We start from the raw sequence: 18095 nt of genomic DNA, 5'->3' as shown, positions 1-18095 counted from the left end.
TGGGGAGGTATTAGACCGAATACCCATGGATATCGCCGATAGCTGTTGGCGCAAATAACGTGGTTGAGGGGGCGTAGCCGGTGTTACAATCACGAAAGGCCACACAAAGCCAATCATGGGCGACCACCTTTAATGGTCGCTTAACCTCTACTTTTAACTGCGGTTAAAAAGGAGAGGACTACCTCAATAAGTGTACTATTTGAACCCAACCTAAAAAATTGACTAAAGCGAGCGAATGAGTGCAGAAATGTCGCGAATAGAAATACTCTTTGCGCATGTTCCTTTAGAAAACTCAGAAATCCACTGAGATTTATTTTCTTTCCAAAACTCAATAAATTTCTCCTTTAAAGCATTGTCAAAAAACCTTAATACTATGATGCAATCGGAAACTACTACTTGTCCGTCAGTTAAAAAAACGGTTCTACCAACTTGCCGTCCAACTCTATGAATAAGTATATCTCCAGAAATTGCATACTTTACGTTAGGTAATTTACTGCTGCAACTAGAGTACTTTACGTTAGAGAAATCGCCAACCCAAGCATAGTTATGATAGAATTCTTTAAAACTTCCCCTACATTCTTTACTAGAGTTAGATCCTCGAAACAATTTAAAACCAGCTAAATATTCACTGGTAGAACTCTTATGAAACAAGGAACTAACATAAACGTCTTTCTTACAAGCCACCCCATTAAAGTAACGGGTAAAACCAACCATATAATCTGCCAACGCCGGTCGAGATTTGCGAATAACTAATATAAACACTTTAGCTTCAGTCTTTTTAAAAGACTTATATTCAAACTCAACAACACTCTCCAATTCAAACAAACCAAACAGCAATCTTCTAAATTTATCCAGACGAGAGTAATTAACAATGAGAGATGGAACCAAAATAGCCAATACCCCACCATCTTTTAGCAAAGACAGATTTTTTAAAATAAATAAAACCTCTGTCCTAACTGTTTTAAAACTCTTAAATATTTCATAAAAATCATTATCTAAAATAAAATCTAAATCATTACCGAATGGGACAGTAGAAAAAGGGGGATTACATATAGCTAAATCATAATAACCAACTGGCAAACATAGATTTGCATTGAGAGCGTCATCACAGAAGTGATTATCTTTAGGGTATAATTTATATAATTTTTCCGTATTACGAGGATCAATATCTACAGTTGTAAATGTAATATTGGGATTTATTTTCTTAATTGGTTCAATAAGAGCCCCTTCCCCTGCACTAAGTTCGACACATGTTCTAATGTTATCCAAATTAAGAAGAGACGCTAAATACTCACTAGTCAATATTGGTGTATAGTATTGATTAAGCTCAACCACGATTCACGCTTGTCATTTTGTTAACAAAGTAATATACTAGTATACAATAGGCCGTGTATTAGGTAAAGAAAGAAATGCCTCAAGGTTCGCAACAACAATCAGTAGATAACGATGAATATTTATCAAAGTTCCTCGACAATAGTCAGTATGAAGAACGAGCTGATTACCTCAGTGAAGAACAACTTAATGAGTGGACAGCTAAGAATAGTGAGCATTTTGAGCACATTCAGCACAAACTAATCCAAGTAGGTGCAAAACTGATATCTGGACCAAGAGGAACCGGAAAAACGCATCAAATGAAGTGCGCCTTTAACCGATGCTCTAGAGATCAAAATTTACCACTACCAATATATGTTACATTCAATCACTATCTAAGATTAGAAACATATTTGCATGAAAAATCAAACGCATTAAATATATTTCACGCATGGGTTTTATGCAAAATATTAAAATCTGCAATAGATACTTATGACAGCAATATCTCAGATACCGATTTATCAAGAGAAAATATCAACTCATTCATTCTTGATATAGAAAGAAATCAATATAACGAAAAGTACAACAAACTAATATCCAAAGTAAGTATAATTCTAGTTCAATCTTTGATATATAGAATACTCGGCGAAACCCATAGAAAAAGAGCAATTTTACTTTTAGATGATGCAGCATTAACGCTTACCCATGATTATATGGTTGAGTTTTTCGATATATTCAGAAGCATTAAGTCAATGCGTATATCTCCAAAAGCATCTGTATATCCAGGAACTACACAGTATGGTCCTAGATTCCATGTAGGACAAGATGCTGAAAGAGTATCAATTTGGATGGATGTTCAAGAGAAAGACTTTATCCCGTTCATGAAAAAAGTTACAGAAAAAAGATTTGATGAAGATTTAACACTATCGGAAGATGAGTTAATTCTTTTTATGTACGCATCTTTCGGCAATCCTCGAGCATATATCAACCTGATTAGATCATATTTAGACTCAAACAAAAGCAGCACACAGCAAAAAATTAACACCATAATACAAGACCACACATCAAACATAATATCCGAGTACAAATCGATCGCCGATAAAATAACCCAATATAAAAGCTTTATAGATATCGGACATGATTTCCTCCTCAAGATAATAAACCTTTTAAAAGATTTAAATTACAAAAATCAAACTGAAAAAGGTGAGAGCTTCAGAAAAAACATCACGTTAGGAATTGAAGATATTGATGAGAAAGCTGAAAGAATGATTAAGTTTCTTATAGAGGCTGGATTACTATTCGAACTTCCTTCTGTTTCTCACGGAAGCGAAAGAAAACTGAGAAGATTCGTCCCACACATCGCTCTTTTGATTGAGCAAAAAGCATTATTCAAAAGCAGAGGATTCAGTGTAAAGAAATTAATAAGCATTTTATCATCCACCTCAGAAAAGCATCCACTAAGAAGAAAGTTCAATAGTGTATTATCTAAGGAGGCAATCAGTAACATAAAGCTTGATTTACCTGCTTGTAATCATTGTGGAACATCAAGGATTGCGGATGGACAAAAATTTTGTCACATATGTGGAAAAGAATTAGTTGAACCCTCCATTTTCAAAGAGTGCATGAGTAAAAAACTTGTAGAACTACCTTTTACCAAATTCCAACATAAAGTAATTGCCCTATCAAAATTTCTAACCATTGAAGATGTTTTGGTTGCCGACGATGCTATAGAGAGATTAAAGAAAGTAAGAAGAGTTGGCCCTAAGTACGCCGAAAAAATAGTCAACAAAATTAATTCTTGGACAAATGAGTTTTTATACTAATGGCCAAACAAACTTTTAAATTCCCCCTATCAGGCAGTCGAAACACCACAACAATTAGATCGCATAATTTGTTCGACTCTAGTTATAATGAACCAAACAAGGCTCCCATTGACATATATGAAGAAAATATGCTCACCTACAAAAGGCTTGTGGGTTGTTTTACTCTTGATGTTGAAAATAATCAATATATCTCGTTAGCTGAAATTGGGAATAAAGAGTGGAATAACTTATCAAATCTACTGATTTTAGGTTTTATTTCATCAGTAGAAAGCTATTTACGAAAAATAATAAGAAAAGTACTTTTAATAGATAACACATCTAGGAATAGAAGTTACAATAAATCAATCAGTTATGGTGCCGCCAGTTACCACAGCAGAGAACTTTTACCAGAGGCTTTAATCGAAGATTGTTCATTCCATTCAGCATACAACATTAAAGAAGCTGTAAAAGATATGCTTGGAATAAACCTAAATGACTTAAAAAATAAGCCAGAACTTAAAACAGCCTTCGACGATTACAACTTTATCGCTGAGCTAAGGCATTGTGTTGTTCATAGATGTGGTTTTTTCGGTTCAAATAATGCGCTAACACTGGGTATAGAACAATATAAGGACTTCCTTGAAAAACCAATAAAACTAAATATTACAGTCTTACTTGAAGCTGCCAATGCTTGTGACAACCTAGTAAAGGAACTGAACGATGTAATTTTTTCTGAGTTACTATCAAGAAGTTTAGATACATATCCTTGGACAGGAAATTTAACACAAGACAAAAATTATTTTGACAAATACTTTTACATTTTCTCTCCAGAAAACAAACATGTAGAAAGATTAACTTGCTACCATAATTTTAGAGATACTTACAATTTAAAATTTAGAGCAAGAACATCTTAATCATAGAAATAAAGCGAATAACTACCTATTAAAGAAATCAAACAACTTCTGATGATATCCAATATATATTTCAAAGCGCTCTTTATCGTCAGATTCTAACTTACCTATAGCTAATACATCTCCTTCATTAACACCAAGTTGCTTCATCAAAGATTTATCTAACAGATTGCTCAATTTAAGACGATACTCATTACCAACCTTTTTAAAGGTGACGAGATGCTGGTCAAATAACCGGTCAATGTGGGCACAGAGAAGAATTCCATTTGCACCGTCTAATCGTTCGTTGGTCGTTTCGCTTTAATATGCGATGCCACTAGCATCTCTTTAATAGGCGTCAACGTCACAGCACAGACCTCGCCTTCCCAGACATTTATAACATTTTTCCTGAATTCTCCTTGTCCAATACGCGCCTTAATAAGCAGTTCTCTCTCAGAGTCATCTAACGGCATAATAGTATTCAAATCATGAAAAATGCTCTCCATACCATCATTTGTGATTTCTTTGCCAGAGGTTTTATTTAATGAAGAATCATCTAAATCAAATAGCTGACAAAGAAATTTTTCATCAGGTCTAGTCTTTTCGTAATGCTCAGCAAGGTCTTTGCTAATTCTTTCCTCTTCAATTGAGTTTAATGAATAGATATGACGATAAACAAATGCATCATTTTTCGAATTTTCATCCCAAACTATCGCAAATAGTGGCTTCGAGCATCTCTTTTATCTTATGTAATTATTACTATTATTAAATAATGCTACAAGCCTCGACTAGTGTCAGTTTTTGCGTAGTGGATACTTTCGAACCGAGAAAGAGTTCTCCACTCACATTTTAGCCTCTAACTGTATTAGCCTATTCCTCAAAAACACATTTACTGATGATCCCGAATAATTCTCGTCTTTCATTCTGTGAAAGTGTATTAATTTCCCTTACGAGCCTATCCACCTTTGACTCCTGCTGCGCCGCCCCCGCAGTAGTAATGCCCAATTCACGCCTGACCTGTTCAATATCCAAATGGGCTGTAGTGGCCAATTTAACTTGACCACTACACCCTCCTCTTTAGCAAGCAACCCAAAGTGGATTGTGGCTGCCACGATTACAACAAGTTCAATGAGCTCGCTGCAGATATCTATCCCATTGATTGTACGGGGCCCTCAACTCTTGTAAAATCCGTCAGCAGGCTTGAGTGCGGGCCACTTTTGTGGTCACTGGAAGGAAAATCGGTAAATGGAATTAGTCAGCTCTTCGCATTGCGCGGCATCTTATGCTGCGCCTCCATCTGTAATTTTCGATGCCATATTCGGTGCACTTTTCGATGCACTTTACCGGGCATCTTGCAATCCATCTCGTTCCACATTTTCCGGCGCACTATCGACAGCGAATCAGGCCAAATCCAGGGCTTGTGTCCCCCTAAGCCCAAGTTCATCAGAACGATAAAACTACGGCGTTAAGCATCTGCAGTGGCCAACAGGCTAATAACCATACCCTACAATAAGTTGTTTATATTATGTCCCAATTTATAGAATCCCTCCCCGACTACTTTAATGCTGTTAAAAACAGTGACGGCTTTCCTGAAAAGTTCATCAACGACCTTTTCCTGATTGGTAAATGCAGCGCCGATACCGACTGCGTGAAAGAGATCCGCCAACTGCTGAAACAGCATGCGAGCCAGGATATTCAAAATGCCTTCAAGTGCCGCAAGAAACTGATTAAAGGCGAGAAAGAGCCGGATATGAGAGATGTCTTCTGTGTCCTTTGCGAGTATGCCAGCCTGTCGGCCGAGCTGGATGTCGATTACCTCTATGCCAGGCTTGGACATACCATCATAGATATTCGAGCAGGTCAGCCGCTGGAGGCACTCTGCGAGCAACCCGAGCTGTTGGCGCGTTTCCCCTCGGTGACTTTTCTGGCCATCGAAGAAGTGCCCTTTTGTGGACAACAGTTGCCCGAAAGTATCGGTAGCCTGCCACTGCTTGAAAAGCTCAACATTGAAGGCGATTACAAGACACTGCCCAAGAGCATTGAAAAGCTAAAGAAACTGCAAGAGTTTAAAATTGACTCAGTGCCGCTGGAAAGTCTGGATCTTGATTTTCGCCAACTGACAAACCTCAGCAGCCTAACCTGGTACGATACCCCAATCTGCGGCGCCGAGCTGTTTGATTTACCGGCGGGATTGACCAAGATTGATTTGGCGTTAGTCCCGGATTTACAACGCCTTGGCACTAACTTGGATAAGCTGCCACAGCTGCAACACTTAAAAATCTCATGCTGTCCCCAACTTGCATCTATTGATGAGCAACTGACCTTAGCCAACCTCAATAAGCTGACACTATGGAAAAACCCGTTATTGAGTTCAATCCATGCCAATACGGTGCTTGGCAATCAAAAAACATCTTTCACTAACGGCATAGATATCCGCTTTGCCCCAAAGGTATATGAAGATATAACCCGGCTTAAAATCCAAGAAAAGAAACTGCTGGCATTGGTCTGTGAGCATGCTGCATGTTTTCCTCATCTCAAAGAGTTGCACCTGGGTTATACCAGAGACTTAACCGGCATTCGCTTCCCTTTTGGGGCGTTTTCGCAACTGGAGAGCATCTGGGGGGCAGATTTCGGCGACGACGGCTTCTGGGATGAACTGCCTCTATGTCAAAGCCTTAAAAACCTTAGTTTTAATTCGACCAACTCGGAAACCATCCCCGAGTCGTTTAAAAAGATAGCGGCGCTGGACAGCCTCAGCATAATAAACGGCCAGAAACTCACCATAGATGCGTCATTGTTGCCACGAAACATCAAAAAGTTGGAAATCGACCGCTGTCATCGCCTTATTGCCCCAACCGAGAGACTAACCCTGGACGAACTCATTCTAAGCCATTGCCCGGTGGACAACGAACGGCAGCTGTTCAGCAATATTTCTACAGCTGTGATGAAATACTACCCTGACGATGACACGCCGGACACGGGGGAAGAGCTGTCTCAATACCTGCCTCAGCCAGAGCGACTCACCTCCTTCACCACTAGACTGGCGACAGCTAAAATCGCCGATCTATTAATGCATTGTCACAATCTAGCGTCGCTCAATATTGACCCCGCCCAAGTTGAGACTGAGCTTGAGGATGGATGCGCGAACCCAAGGGAGACTTTACCTGGTTTGAATTGCCCAGCCGTTACCCAGTTGACCTCGTTGGAGCTGGACAATACAGACGTCGTTACCCTTGGCCCATTGTTAACGAATAGCCCCAAGCTTGAGACAGTTAAACTCAACAAATTCGACGATTTCCCCGCCAATGTTTCGCTGCCACGGCTGAAAACCCTGTTGATTTCACGCAGTGATCTTAAAACCCTGGCCTCACTCGATGCGCCGGCATTGGGAACCTTGAAACTGGCCCTGTGTTATGAGTTTGGTCTGGAGGCCACCAAGGCCCTGGTGAAATATACCCACTTGCATCACCTTAAACTGATGGGAATGCACAAAAGCCTGGATCATTTCCCCATGGAGCTGAAAGCACTACCGTTAAAACGGCTTTCTCTGAGAGGCGGCGATATCAAGGTTATCCCTGATTTTATCGGTGAGTTTAGCGAGTTGGATACTTTATCTCTGGAGGACTTTGTCACTGAGTCTCTACCCGAGTCCATGTTGGCGCTTGAGAAGCTGGAACGCTTGAGTATCGATTGCTGCAAATTCCTTAAACCCATCCCTCCCAGCTTCAGAAAGCTCAAGCTAAAAACCCTTTGTTACACCATAAGCAAATTCGGCGGTTTCAACATGAACCCCAAGCTGTATCAAAACTTGCTGACCCCGAATTACACCGAGCAGACCAAGTATCTCGACGATTAAGCCGAGCAATTGCAAAAGCGTGTCTGAATCTCTCTTTGGTTAAGCCAGACAAAGAGTGATTCGGCGCACTCATGCCGACTCAGGTCGTAATCTCCCGTACTCAAAACGATAGAGATGATCGGCCAATCTGGCTGTTTGATGTTCACAGTGAGAAACCACCACCAGGGTACAATGGCCGGCGAGGCGTTTTATCAAGGCTTCAATTTGTGCAGTAGCTTCGGGATCGAGTGAAGAGGTAGGCTCATCGAGCAATAAGATATCCGGCTCAAAAACCAGGGTGCGGGCCAGGCAAAGGCGCTGCTGTTGCCCGCCGGATAAGGTTGAGGCCGGTGCCGACAGGCGATCTTTGACCTCATCCCACAACGCCGCCTGCTCAAAAGCTTGCTGCATCTGTTTCAGCGCGGCCTCCCCCTGCAGGTTACCGACCACTTTCAAGGGGAGTAACAGGTTTTGCGCCACACTGCCGGGAAGCAGTTGCGGATGTTGAAACACCATACCGACTTTACGGCGCAAATAGGGTAACTCTGTGGTTTTCAGTTGATTGACCGAAAGCGGCTTATCTGCCACGCAAAGCGTTATCTCACCCCGGGTGCGACTATGTTGATATTCGTCATTGAGGCGATTGAGCGCCCGTAACAGGGTGGTTTTCCCCGAGCCTGATGGCCCGCTGAGCACATTGATCCGCCGCCGATGGATCTGCATGTTGATGTTTTCGAGTGCCGCTTGTTGACCAAAATACACACTGAGGTTAGACACAGTGCCCGCGACATCCGCAGCCTTTGATAACGCCATACTAATGATTCCTTCCGGGAAAACGTGTCACCCAGTTGGCCATGGAAAATACCGTGGCAGTTAAACACAGGAGTGTCAGCGCGGCACCAAACGCCATCTGCAATTCGGCCTCGCTCTGATACTGGGCACTGTAATAAAAAATCGTAAAAGGCAGGGCTTCAAACCGTTCAAAGATCCCGCCAGGTAACCCCGCATTGGCAACGGCGCCGGTCAGCATGATCACCGCGGTATCTTCTGCGGCCCGGCCAATGGCCAACATGATGCCGCCGCGGATCCCGCGCTCGGCCTGGGGCAACAATACAAAGCGCAAAGCTTGCCACTGTGTCATGCCGAGTGAGAGTGCGGTTAAACTCAAAGACACAGGCAGCGCCTGCAGCGCCGTGCGGGTAGAAACGGCCAGATAGGGAATGATCAACATCGCCAGGCAAAATGCCGACAGTGCCAGACAGGTGTTGGCAGAAGGCAGCAAGGTGTTGCGCAGTAACAGAATAAGGGTAAAGCCAAATAAGCCCATCAATATCGAGGGAACGCCGGCCAGGATATCGACCGCCAGCTCCAATAGTGCCTTTACCTTGGATGTTTTCGCCGTTGCCAGCCAAATTCCGGTTGCCAGTCCGGGCAGCAAGGCGATCATCAAAGCACTGGCAACCACCGCCAGGGTTCCAACACAGGCAGGCCAAATACCATCCCAGATAGGCGCCTGTCCCAAGAAACCTTTTAAGGGTTCAGTATCACCAAAATAGAGCGACAGGCTGAGCGTGGGAACGCCTCGATATAGAATAAATCCCAGCAGTGACAAGAGACACAGCAACAGCATGGCGCTGCAGAATAAACACCAATAATGGAAACACTTGGCTTTCAAGACCCAGAACCCTCGGTGGTGGCCTTGGCAGACGAAGTCATATAGCGGATCAACAGAGTCACCAGCACACTGATAGTGAGCAGCAACAAACCGGCGGCAAACAGTGAGTTGTACATGGCGCTATCATTTTCCGTGGCCAGCACCAAGCCAATATGCGCCGTCAGGGTGCGAACCGAATCAAATACACTGTCCGGAAGCTGCGGCGCATTGCCGGCCAGCATCAAAGGCAGCAAGGTATCGCCTATGGCCCTGCCAAAACCGAGTAAGGCGGCGCTGGCCATGGCGCGGCGGGCATTGGGTAATACCAGATGATACAGGGTTTGGAGATCGCTGAACCCCAGAGAAGCAGACACCATTCTGAGTTCTTTGGCCAAAGGGCGACATTGACTGTCCAACATCATCACCATCACAGGCAAGATCAACAGCACTATCACCAGAGTGGCACTGATGAGGCTGAACCCCGAACCGGTTCGAAAGGTTTCCCGGATCAGCGGCACCAGCAAAAACACAGCGGCCAACCCATACACCACAGTCGGGATCCCGGCCATCAAGCGGATCAGCGCCCGGATAAAACGCGCAGGCCTTCGATAGCGAGGTAATAAACAAAACCCTGTGATGCCAAGGGCGATAGGAAATGCCAACAGTAAGGCCAGCAGTCCCAACAAACCGGAGCCGGCAATCATGGCAACTATGCCAAATTGCCCCTGCTCCGGTTGCCAGTGTAACGACAACACGCTGGTTTGCGGGTTGAAAAACACCGGCAATGCAAACCACATCAGAAACCCAAACAGCAGCACTATCAGCAATAATACTGATGCGGCCAGAAGTTGCAGTATCCGCTCAGCGGAGATCTGTGTGGTCATGAGTCATTAATGTCCGACAGGAATATATCCGGCTTCACGGATAAATTCAGCGCCGTCTGGGCCATAGATATAATCAATAAACGCCTGGGTCAGTCCCTGAGGTTGTCCCTTGGTATTCATATACAGCTTACGCACTACAGGGTATTCACCGGAAGCACAGGCTTCATTGGTGGGCAGCACATTATCCAATATCGGCGCTTTCACTGTCTGATCGATATAACCGACACTGCTGTAACCTATGGCACCGGGATCGCGGGCAATCGCAGTTTTCATCGCACCATTGGAAGGCACAACATTGGCCTGAGTAGAAACCGGCGACTTATTCAGCAACTTTTTAACGAATACCGAGCGGGTACCGCTGGCTTCATCACGGGTGAAAATATTGATCTGCCGATCTTCACCGCCCAGGCTCTTCCAGTTGGTTATTTTACCGGAATAGATATCCATCACCTGTTGCGAGCTCAGCTGTTGAATGGGGTTGGCCGGATTGACGATAACCGCAACGCCATCGATGGCAAATGGGAAAGAAAGCAGACCGTATTTCAGTTCACCCGGCTTCAGAGGGCGGCCGGTATTACCGATTTCAACCAGTCCCTTGGCAACTTGCTGCGCCCCCACACCACTGCCGCCACCGGCAATAGTAATGCGAATATCGTTATTGGCAGACATAATAGTTTTTGCCGCCTGCTTCATCACAGGGATATGCGCGGTACCACCGGCAATGTTCAAGGTACCGGACAAGTTTTCAAAGCGATCGAGCTCAGACGCCATGCCAACAGCAGGAACCGCCAGCACAGAGCATAATAACAACTTGATAAATCTGAATTTAAGTCGCATGTCATTTCCTTTGGAATGCACTTGAGCCGAAACAGTCAGCCCAAATAAATAGGTGTAGTTCGGTGCCGAGCCTCACGGCGCGCAATGATAACAATCACATCAAATCAACCTTTTGACTCAAATCACAAATAAACCGCTAAAAACGTAACTTACATTTGTTAGGTCGATTAAACAGAGCCGCTCTGCGGCCTCGTCATAGTTAAACTCGTAAAAGATTTACAAACTGGAACGCGATTTGCAGCACTGAAGCGGACATAGCCATGGAGTCAACAAAGCCATTTTTTTGACAAGCGGGTTACCAGGTGAGTACAGCGCAAGAGACTGCAGCCGAGACTCGAAGGCCTGCGCATTGAGCCGCCAGATGCTGTGTTATGTGCCCTAATAGGCAGATTGAGGAGAAATCCCGTTTGGCCAGTGTCAGTAAGCTTCCAGCTTCTTGGCATACAACAAGGTGCTTACCGCTCTAAAATGAGTCGGGTATTTGAAGCTATGCTCTCTGGTACAGATTAAGACTTTGGCAAACGCTAAGTACCAAGGTACTGTATTATTTAAACTTTAAAGTCAAAATCCTATCGTCTGCCAGGCGGGGGGGACAATCTGGGTTTTGCCCCCCCATCTTCAACGAGGAAACCTCCATGACAGAGCTGTTTGCAGCCAATTTGCAAATCATCCAGTCCAGATGGCCACTGGCGGGGGCGATACTCAAACAACAAGCGTCCGACAGCCTGGATGCGGTCTTGGTAACAGGGCAAAATCAGACTATCAGTGTCGATGGCATTCAGCTCAGCAGCCGTCACAACAGTTTGGCAGAAGCCAGACTGTATATTGATACTCTGCCAGTCGGCGCGACCGAGGTCAGTCTCTATGGCGTAGGGATGGGCGATGTGCCCAGCGTATTGTTGGATAATCCTGCTATCACCAAGCTGGCGGTAAATGTTCTCAACCCGGCCATTTTCGCTCTGGTGCTCAGCTACACAGATCAATCCGAGTGGTTGAGCCATCCGGCCGTCACTCTGGAATTGCAACCGGGACAACTTAAGGTGACCGAGCCTTATATCGCCCTGATAGCCGACCAGGAACTCTGCAGTGATGAAAATGCCAGGCTCAGGGATCTCTTGGTGCTCGAGCAAAATCTGCCTTATATCAACCGTCGCCATCAGGCGACCGACCCTGCGATAATCAAGCGCCTGCAGGATAATCGCCCTTTTCTACTGCACGACCCAGATGTAATTGAGCTTAAGCGGCAGATCCATAGCCATAAGGCCCTGGTCATAGGTGCCGGACCTTCGCTGGAAGAACATTACGATTACCTGGCCAAGTTGCAAACGCAACCGCAAAGGCCTGTCATTATCTGCGCCGACACCGCCATGAAGGGCTTACTGCACCACAATATTCGCCCCGACATAGTGGTTTGCATCGACGGACTTATCGGCGAATACCACCTGCCCCTGGCACTAAGCGAAGGCATTGCACTGGCTTATTATCCCCGGGTCGCCCCCGAAATCCTCAATGGTTGGAGAGGCCCCAGGTTTAACGCCTATGGCAATAGTCCACTTTATGATGCGTTGGTTAAAGAGATACCCAAGACTCGCCTTTACACCAATGGCAGCGTGATCCACCCGGCGATAGATCTGGCAGTACTACTGGGCGGACGTGAAATTAGCCTGCTGGGCTGCGACTTTTGCTATTGCCACAACAAGAGCCACGCCTTTTGGGATGACTTTGCCAAGACCACTCAGGACGAGATGACCCAAACCTGGGTAAAATGCACCACCCAAAAAGTGCAAAATGCCAGCCACTGGGTACTGGATGGCCATGGTCAAAGGGTGGCAACCGATCTCAACCTCAGGGCTTACCTGATAAACCTGGAAACCTACATAGCCAAGCGGCCCCATGTCAGGTTTTATCAAACCAGCCTCTCAGGCGCCAGAATTAAAGGTTGCCAATACAAGGAGTTGAAACCATGATCCAAGATTCGTTGCCACAACAGCTGCTCGACACGGCCACCGCATTCAGGCTCGGCAAAGAAGCAGAGGCCTCCGGGCGGTTGAAAGATTGCATAGAGCAGATGCAAGCACGACTGGAACAGCAACAGCTGCCAAGCGAAGCGTTACAACTGGTGCCCGGCATGTTGGCCTCGCAACAACGCCATGACTGGCTGGGGCTGGCCGACACCCTGGAATATGAACTAGTGCCTTTACTGGCCTAAGCACTCAGGAATACTCTTTCAGTGCCGATAAAGCACTTGAATCACCCAAGCGGAAGAAACTGATGAAACATACGCTTTTTATTGCCGAAGTCTCCAGCAATCATCACAGGGATCTGGAACGCTGCTTTGATTTTATTGCGTCTGCGGCGGCCATCGGCTGTGATGCCGTCAAGTTTCAGCTCTTTAAAATTGATCAGCTGTTCGCCCCCGAGATCCTCGAAAAGAGCGAAATGCACAGAAAACGCAAGGATTGGGAACTGCCGGTCAGTTTTCTGCCACAGTTGAAACGCTGCTGCGATAGCCACGGCATTGCGTTTTCCTGCACGCCTTTTTATCTCGATGCCGTCAAAGAGCTTGAACCCTATGTCGATTTCTACAAAATCGCCTCTTACGAACTGCTTTGGGATGAGCTGCTGATAGCCTGTGCCAAGACAGGTAAACCCGTGGTCATTTCTGCCGGTATGGCCAACTTCGACGAAGTTGATCACGCTATCTCTGTGTTAAAAGACTCAGGCTGCCGCGATATCACCTTGCTGCACTGCGTATCGGCCTACCCGACGCCTAAATCCGACTGCAACCTGGCGGTAATTGGCGCTTTTCGCGAGCGCTATGGAGTTAAAGTGGGTTGGTCTGATCACAGCGTATCAGCGGCAGTGATTCGCCGCGCCGTTGGCCGCTGGCAGGCCGATTGCGTGGAATTTCATATCGACCTGGATGAACAGGGCGCCGAATACGCCGCAGGGCACTGCTGGCTGCCCCAGCAGATGCAGCCGGTGATCGCCGAATGTCGCGAAGCCGAGCTTATCGACGGTCAGAGCGACAAATTGCTGGCCCCCAGCGAAGCGCCGGATCGCGACTGGCGCGCCGACCCCAGCGATGGTTTGCGGCCGCTGAAGCATATGCGGCAACTACGATAATGAAATGGTTACGACTTTCTAATTCGAGCTCCTTATGAGTAATTAATATGACTACAACAGAAAAAATCGCACGGCAAGTGCGTAAAGATATTATTTGGTCAATCTATCACGCCAAATCGGGGCATCCCGGAGGGTCATTATCCTGCAGTGATATTTTAACCCTGCTATTTCATCGGGTGATGTCACCCAATAAAAGCAATAAAAATAGACTCAGTGATGACTATTTTATCCTCTCAAAAGGACACGCAACACCAGCTCTTTATGCTGTTGCGGCCTCTAAAGGGTTAATTCGCCGTGCCGATTTAAAGACTCTTCGATCCATAAACTCGCCACTTCAGGGGCATCCTGATGTACAACATACTCCATGGGTAGATGTCAGCACAGGTTCTTTAGGTCAAGGATTTTCAGTGGCAGTAGGAATTGCCAAAGGACTACAACTGAAAAACAACCTAAAAAGAGTTTTCACCCTATTGGGAGATGGTGAATTACAAGAAGGACAAATATGGGAAGGCGCCATGTTTGCTGGCCATCATAAATTATCTCAGCTCACTGCAATAGTGGATTACAACAAGTTACAGAGTGACGCGACCAACAAACAAATTTGTAATCTTGAACCCTTGGTAGATAAATGGCGAACATTTGGCTGGAATGTGGTAGAGGTTGATGGTCATGCTCACCAGCAACTCCTGACAACTCTCATGGCAGATACCGCATCTACCCAACCCAAAGTAGTAATAGCTCATACAGTTAAGGGCAAAGGTGTGGACTATATGGAAAACATGCCGCTATGGCATGGTAGCGTCACATTATCAGAACAACAATATATTGATGCCATGACTTCTCTTGGTTGCAGCTTGGCCGAACTGGAGGAATATCAAAATGTCTAACGCCCCAACTTTAGTAGGCCAACAATCTGATTCACTACGAGAAGCATTCGGCAAAGTGATATCCGAATGTGCGAATTCAGATCCTAAGGTTCTTGTACTCGATGCCGATGTCGCAGGCGGTACAGGCGCCCACCACTTTAGACGCCAACACGAAAAACGTTTTATTCAGTGCGGCATCGCTGAGCAAAATATGATCGGAGTGGCGGCAGGGCTCGCAACTGTAGGATTCAAGCCCTTTGTGACGACCTTTGCAACCTTCATGCTCCGAGGCATCGAACAGATCCGCCTTTCAATTGCTTATTCACAGAAAAATGTCAAGTTAATTGCAAGTCATCCAGGGTTAGATGTTGGTCCTGATGGCGCCTCAGCACAATGTATCGAAGATATCGCCTGTATGCGTGCACTACCCGGCATGACAGTACTTTCACCGTGTGATGCCTGGGAGGTGCAAGCTGCTACCAAGGCATTGCTTAATTACCCAGGTCCAGCCTATATGCGTACCGGGCGCAGTCCTTGTCCCAACGTGTTTACTCAAGAGCCTGATTTTACCATAGGTAAAGGCAGACTACTCCAAGATGGTAATACAGTGACCTTGATCAGTTGTGGAGTCATGACTCACCGGGCCTTAGCCGCCTCTAAGGAACTTGCAGCTCACGGTGTTAGTGTGCGAGTAATCCATATGCCCACCATTAAGCCAATTGATAGCGCCCTTATCATTCAAGCAGCTAATGAGACCTCGGCGATCATCAGTTGTGAAGATCATAATGTGATCGGTGGATTGGGATCAGCAGTGGCTGAAGTCTTGGCCGAAAATCCAAGTGTACCTCTATTTAGAATGGGGCTTAATGAAACAATAGGCCGTTCCGGTGAGCCTGATGAATTGGCAACTTTCTATGGCTTAGATAAAGAATCGATAAAATCAAAAGTCTTTCAAGTTATCGAAAAGGTGGGCAAGTAATGACTATTGAACATTTGATTCTTGTCTCAGGTGGAGCTGGCGGAATAGGATCTGCCCTGTGCACAACCTTTTGTCAACACGGTTATTCCGTTGGTATTGGCTACAGCAACAATCGACAAAAAGCAGAAGCTTTAGCTGAACAATTGAATGCTTCCGGCGGAAAAGCAATGGCCGTTGCTATGGACTACCGAAGCCGAGAAAGCATTCAAGAAGCAATAAAAGCTGTGACTAAACACTTTCAGCGCCCCGTATCCATCTTAGTTAACAATGGTGCTTTGGCTCAAGAAAAGCCATTTGACACTATCACTGACGAAGACTGGGAGATAATGCTGAAGGTCAACCTACAAGGCCCCTTTATCGCGGTGCAAGAGGTCTTGGAGGGAATGAGACAACAACAATGGGGCCGAGTTATTAACATTACCAGTATTGGTGGACAATGGGGAGGTTTTAACCAAGTCCATTATGCTGCATCCAAGGCGGCATTAATCAATTTTACTCAATCTATTGCCAAAATTTATTCCAAAGAAGGGATTGCAAGCATGGCTGTAGCCATAGGTTTGGTTGCAACCGAAATGTCTGCTAAAGAACTCGCGACTGAAGCTGGCAAGGATAAAGTCAAAAATATTCCCGCTGGACGTCTAGCCTTCGCAAATGAAGTCGCCAAGCAAGTGCTCCACCTCTGTCAAGATGAATCCTTTTACCTGACAGGACAAACTATCAACATGAATGGAGGAATGTACTTTGGATAAGAAACAAAAAGAGAGCTTATTGACAAAAGACATTCTCACCAATTTACAGTGGCCATCACCGGAAAACATACTTTTACAGTTGAACGAAGTAATTGTATTCGGTACAGGTGCCGCAGCAAAGAGCGTTACAAAAGTATTAGAACAGTATGGGGTCAACATTCTGTGCTATGCCGACAACGATATCGCAAAACAACAGTTACTTTTCCATGATAAGCAGGTCATGGCTCCGGAGAAACTAAAGAAGGCACCTCAACTAATACTCATAGCCAGTTTATGGGCAAAAGATATTGCCGCTCAACTCCGGCAATTGGAATGTAAATACTTGGATTTCAGTTTTTGTGTTGATTTTTTACGCTGGAAAGACCATTTCAACTGTGAAGTTTTTGACGTAGAAAAAGCGGTAAATGTTGGATTGAATTTCCTTCGAGGCGTTGACCTACAAAACTACCTTGGATGCATTCGATATCGTCAAACTTATGATCCTATGCATTTAGAGTCTCCAAAGCACGACCACTATATGAATCCAAATGTTTTTCCAACATCTGATGATGTTTATATTGATGGGGGGGCTTGGCAAGGTGATACTCTTCTGGAGCTAAAAGACCTTTGTGGAAAAAATATTGAAATACACAGTTTCGAACCTGATGAAAAAAATTACAACATACTAACAAGTATGATTGCTAAGAAGCATATCCCAAACTGTACCGTCATAAAAAAGGCTCTATGGGATTGCAATACAACCCTTAAATTCGTTGCCTCAGCAGAGGCCGTTCACAGTATGCAATCTAGAGTAAGCGGCGATGGACTCACCAACCAGAAGGCAACAGAGGTCATCGCAACAACTCTGGACAACTATAGCCAAACTATCGGTCGAAAACCTAGCTACATAAAAATGGATATTGAAGGTGCTGAGCCTCAAGCCTTGAATGGAGCAGCCGATTTATTAAAACATTGTTCTCCTAAACTAGCTATAAGTGCCTATCACGAACCAAATCATATTTGGCAACTTATTGAACAAATTAACAGTATAAATTCCAGCTACAAGTTCTGGTTTGAGCATCACTCACAACATCTTCTTGAATCAGTGCTTTATGCAAAGGCAGGTAATTAAGATGAATCGGCATTGTTTTCTGTGTGGTTACACTGAGATTGAGTGCATATT

General features: G+C 45.0%; 16 protein-coding genes. 10 read left to right on the top strand and 6 right to left on the bottom strand.

The genetic code is table 11. From position 1 onward, the window contains the following. Window positions 1-222: 222 nt before the first annotated feature. Window positions 223-1335, bottom strand: coding sequence for an N-6 DNA methylase (locus SIL79_RS12880; RefSeq protein ID WP_319619325.1), 1113 nt, complete (start codon window positions 1333-1335; stop codon window positions 223-225). A 74-nt stretch (window positions 1336-1409) separates the two neighbouring features. Between SIL79_RS12880 and SIL79_RS12875 the strand changes: the two genes are divergently transcribed. Further along, window positions 1410-3134 carry a zinc ribbon domain-containing protein gene (locus SIL79_RS12875; RefSeq protein WP_319619324.1) on the top strand — a complete coding sequence of 575 codons (1725 nt, stop codon included), beginning with the start codon at window positions 1410-1412 and terminating at the stop codon, window positions 3132-3134. Beyond that, entirely contained in the window at window positions 3134-4027 is an 894-nt protein-coding gene (locus SIL79_RS12870; RefSeq protein ID WP_319619323.1) for a hypothetical protein, read from the top strand. The genes SIL79_RS12875 and SIL79_RS12870 overlap by 1 nt, the downstream gene beginning before the upstream one ends. A 21-nt stretch (window positions 4028-4048) precedes the next feature. On the opposite strand, the gene SIL79_RS20700 is transcribed toward SIL79_RS12870, so the two are convergent. Continuing rightward, window positions 4049-4285, bottom strand: a complete 237-nt coding sequence (locus tag SIL79_RS20700; RefSeq protein WP_405130439.1) for a hypothetical protein — start codon at window positions 4283-4285, stop codon at window positions 4049-4051. A 1243-nt stretch (window positions 4286-5528) separates the two neighbouring features. Here SIL79_RS20700 and SIL79_RS12865 point away from each other — a divergent pair. Beyond that, a complete protein-coding gene (locus SIL79_RS12865; protein ID WP_319619322.1) occupies window positions 5529-7859 on the top strand; it encodes a leucine-rich repeat domain-containing protein in 2331 nt (776 codons plus the stop codon). A 69-nt stretch (window positions 7860-7928) separates the two neighbouring features. On the opposite strand, the gene SIL79_RS12860 is transcribed toward SIL79_RS12865, so the two are convergent. Genes SIL79_RS12860 through SIL79_RS12845 form a run of 4 tightly spaced genes read right to left on the bottom strand, consistent with a single transcriptional unit; the run spans window position 7929 to window position 11213 of the window. Next, window positions 7929-8651 (bottom strand): phosphate ABC transporter ATP-binding protein, encoded by a 723-nt coding sequence (locus SIL79_RS12860; protein ID WP_162207244.1) that lies wholly within the window; start codon window positions 8649-8651, stop codon window positions 7929-7931. Window position 8652: 1 nt separating this feature from the next. Continuing rightward, window positions 8653-9513 carry a PstA family ABC transporter permease gene (locus SIL79_RS12855; protein ID WP_319619321.1) on the bottom strand — a complete coding sequence of 287 codons (861 nt, stop codon included), beginning with the start codon at window positions 9511-9513 and terminating at the stop codon, window positions 8653-8655. Next, window positions 9510-10376: a PstC family ABC transporter permease gene (locus SIL79_RS12850; RefSeq protein ID WP_039034380.1), complete on the bottom strand. Its 867-nt coding sequence runs from the start codon at window positions 10374-10376 to the stop codon at window positions 9510-9512. The genes SIL79_RS12855 and SIL79_RS12850 overlap by 4 nt, the downstream gene beginning before the upstream one ends. A 6-nt stretch (window positions 10377-10382) precedes the next feature. Next, window positions 10383-11213, bottom strand: coding sequence for a phosphate ABC transporter substrate-binding protein (locus SIL79_RS12845; RefSeq protein ID WP_234501502.1), 831 nt, complete (start codon window positions 11211-11213; stop codon window positions 10383-10385). 635 nt (window positions 11214-11848) lie between these two features. Here SIL79_RS12845 and SIL79_RS12840 point away from each other — a divergent pair. The 7 genes from SIL79_RS12840 to SIL79_RS12810 all read left to right on the top strand — a co-directional run bounded on the left by SIL79_RS12840 (window position 11849) and on the right by SIL79_RS12810 (window position 18044). Continuing rightward, the gene (locus SIL79_RS12840; RefSeq protein WP_319619320.1) at window positions 11849-13180 is read left to right on the top strand and encodes a motility associated factor glycosyltransferase family protein; all 1332 of its coding nucleotides are present in this window, start codon (window positions 11849-11851) and stop codon (window positions 13178-13180) included. Beyond that, a complete protein-coding gene (locus SIL79_RS12835) occupies window positions 13177-13422 on the top strand; it encodes a hypothetical protein (protein ID WP_162207242.1) in 246 nt (81 codons plus the stop codon). Before SIL79_RS12840 ends, SIL79_RS12835 begins: the two co-directional genes overlap by 4 nt. 62 nt (window positions 13423-13484) lie before the next feature. Next, complete coding sequence (locus SIL79_RS12830; RefSeq protein ID WP_162207241.1) at window positions 13485-14339, top strand: N-acetylneuraminate synthase family protein; 855 nt, start codon at window positions 13485-13487, stop codon at window positions 14337-14339. 47 nt (window positions 14340-14386) lie between these two features. Beyond that, complete coding sequence (locus tag SIL79_RS12825) at window positions 14387-15226, top strand: transketolase (protein WP_319619319.1); 840 nt, start codon at window positions 14387-14389, stop codon at window positions 15224-15226. After that, window positions 15219-16184 (top strand): transketolase family protein, encoded by a 966-nt coding sequence (locus tag SIL79_RS12820; protein ID WP_162207239.1) that lies wholly within the window; start codon window positions 15219-15221, stop codon window positions 16182-16184. Before SIL79_RS12825 ends, SIL79_RS12820 begins: the two co-directional genes overlap by 8 nt. Next, the gene (locus SIL79_RS12815) at window positions 16184-16933 is read left to right on the top strand and encodes an SDR family NAD(P)-dependent oxidoreductase (protein ID WP_248952407.1); all 750 of its coding nucleotides are present in this window, start codon (window positions 16184-16186) and stop codon (window positions 16931-16933) included. The genes SIL79_RS12820 and SIL79_RS12815 overlap by 1 nt, the downstream gene beginning before the upstream one ends. Beyond that, window positions 16926-18044, top strand: a complete 1119-nt coding sequence (locus tag SIL79_RS12810; RefSeq protein ID WP_162207238.1) for an FkbM family methyltransferase — start codon at window positions 16926-16928, stop codon at window positions 18042-18044. Before SIL79_RS12815 ends, SIL79_RS12810 begins: the two co-directional genes overlap by 8 nt. Window positions 18045-18095 lie beyond the last annotated feature (51 nt).

The organism is Shewanella indica, assembly GCF_033842865.1.
GTDB lineage: Bacteria > Pseudomonadota > Gammaproteobacteria > Enterobacterales > Shewanellaceae > Shewanella > Shewanella indica.
This window is presented reverse-complemented; position numbering and strand designations above follow the sequence as displayed.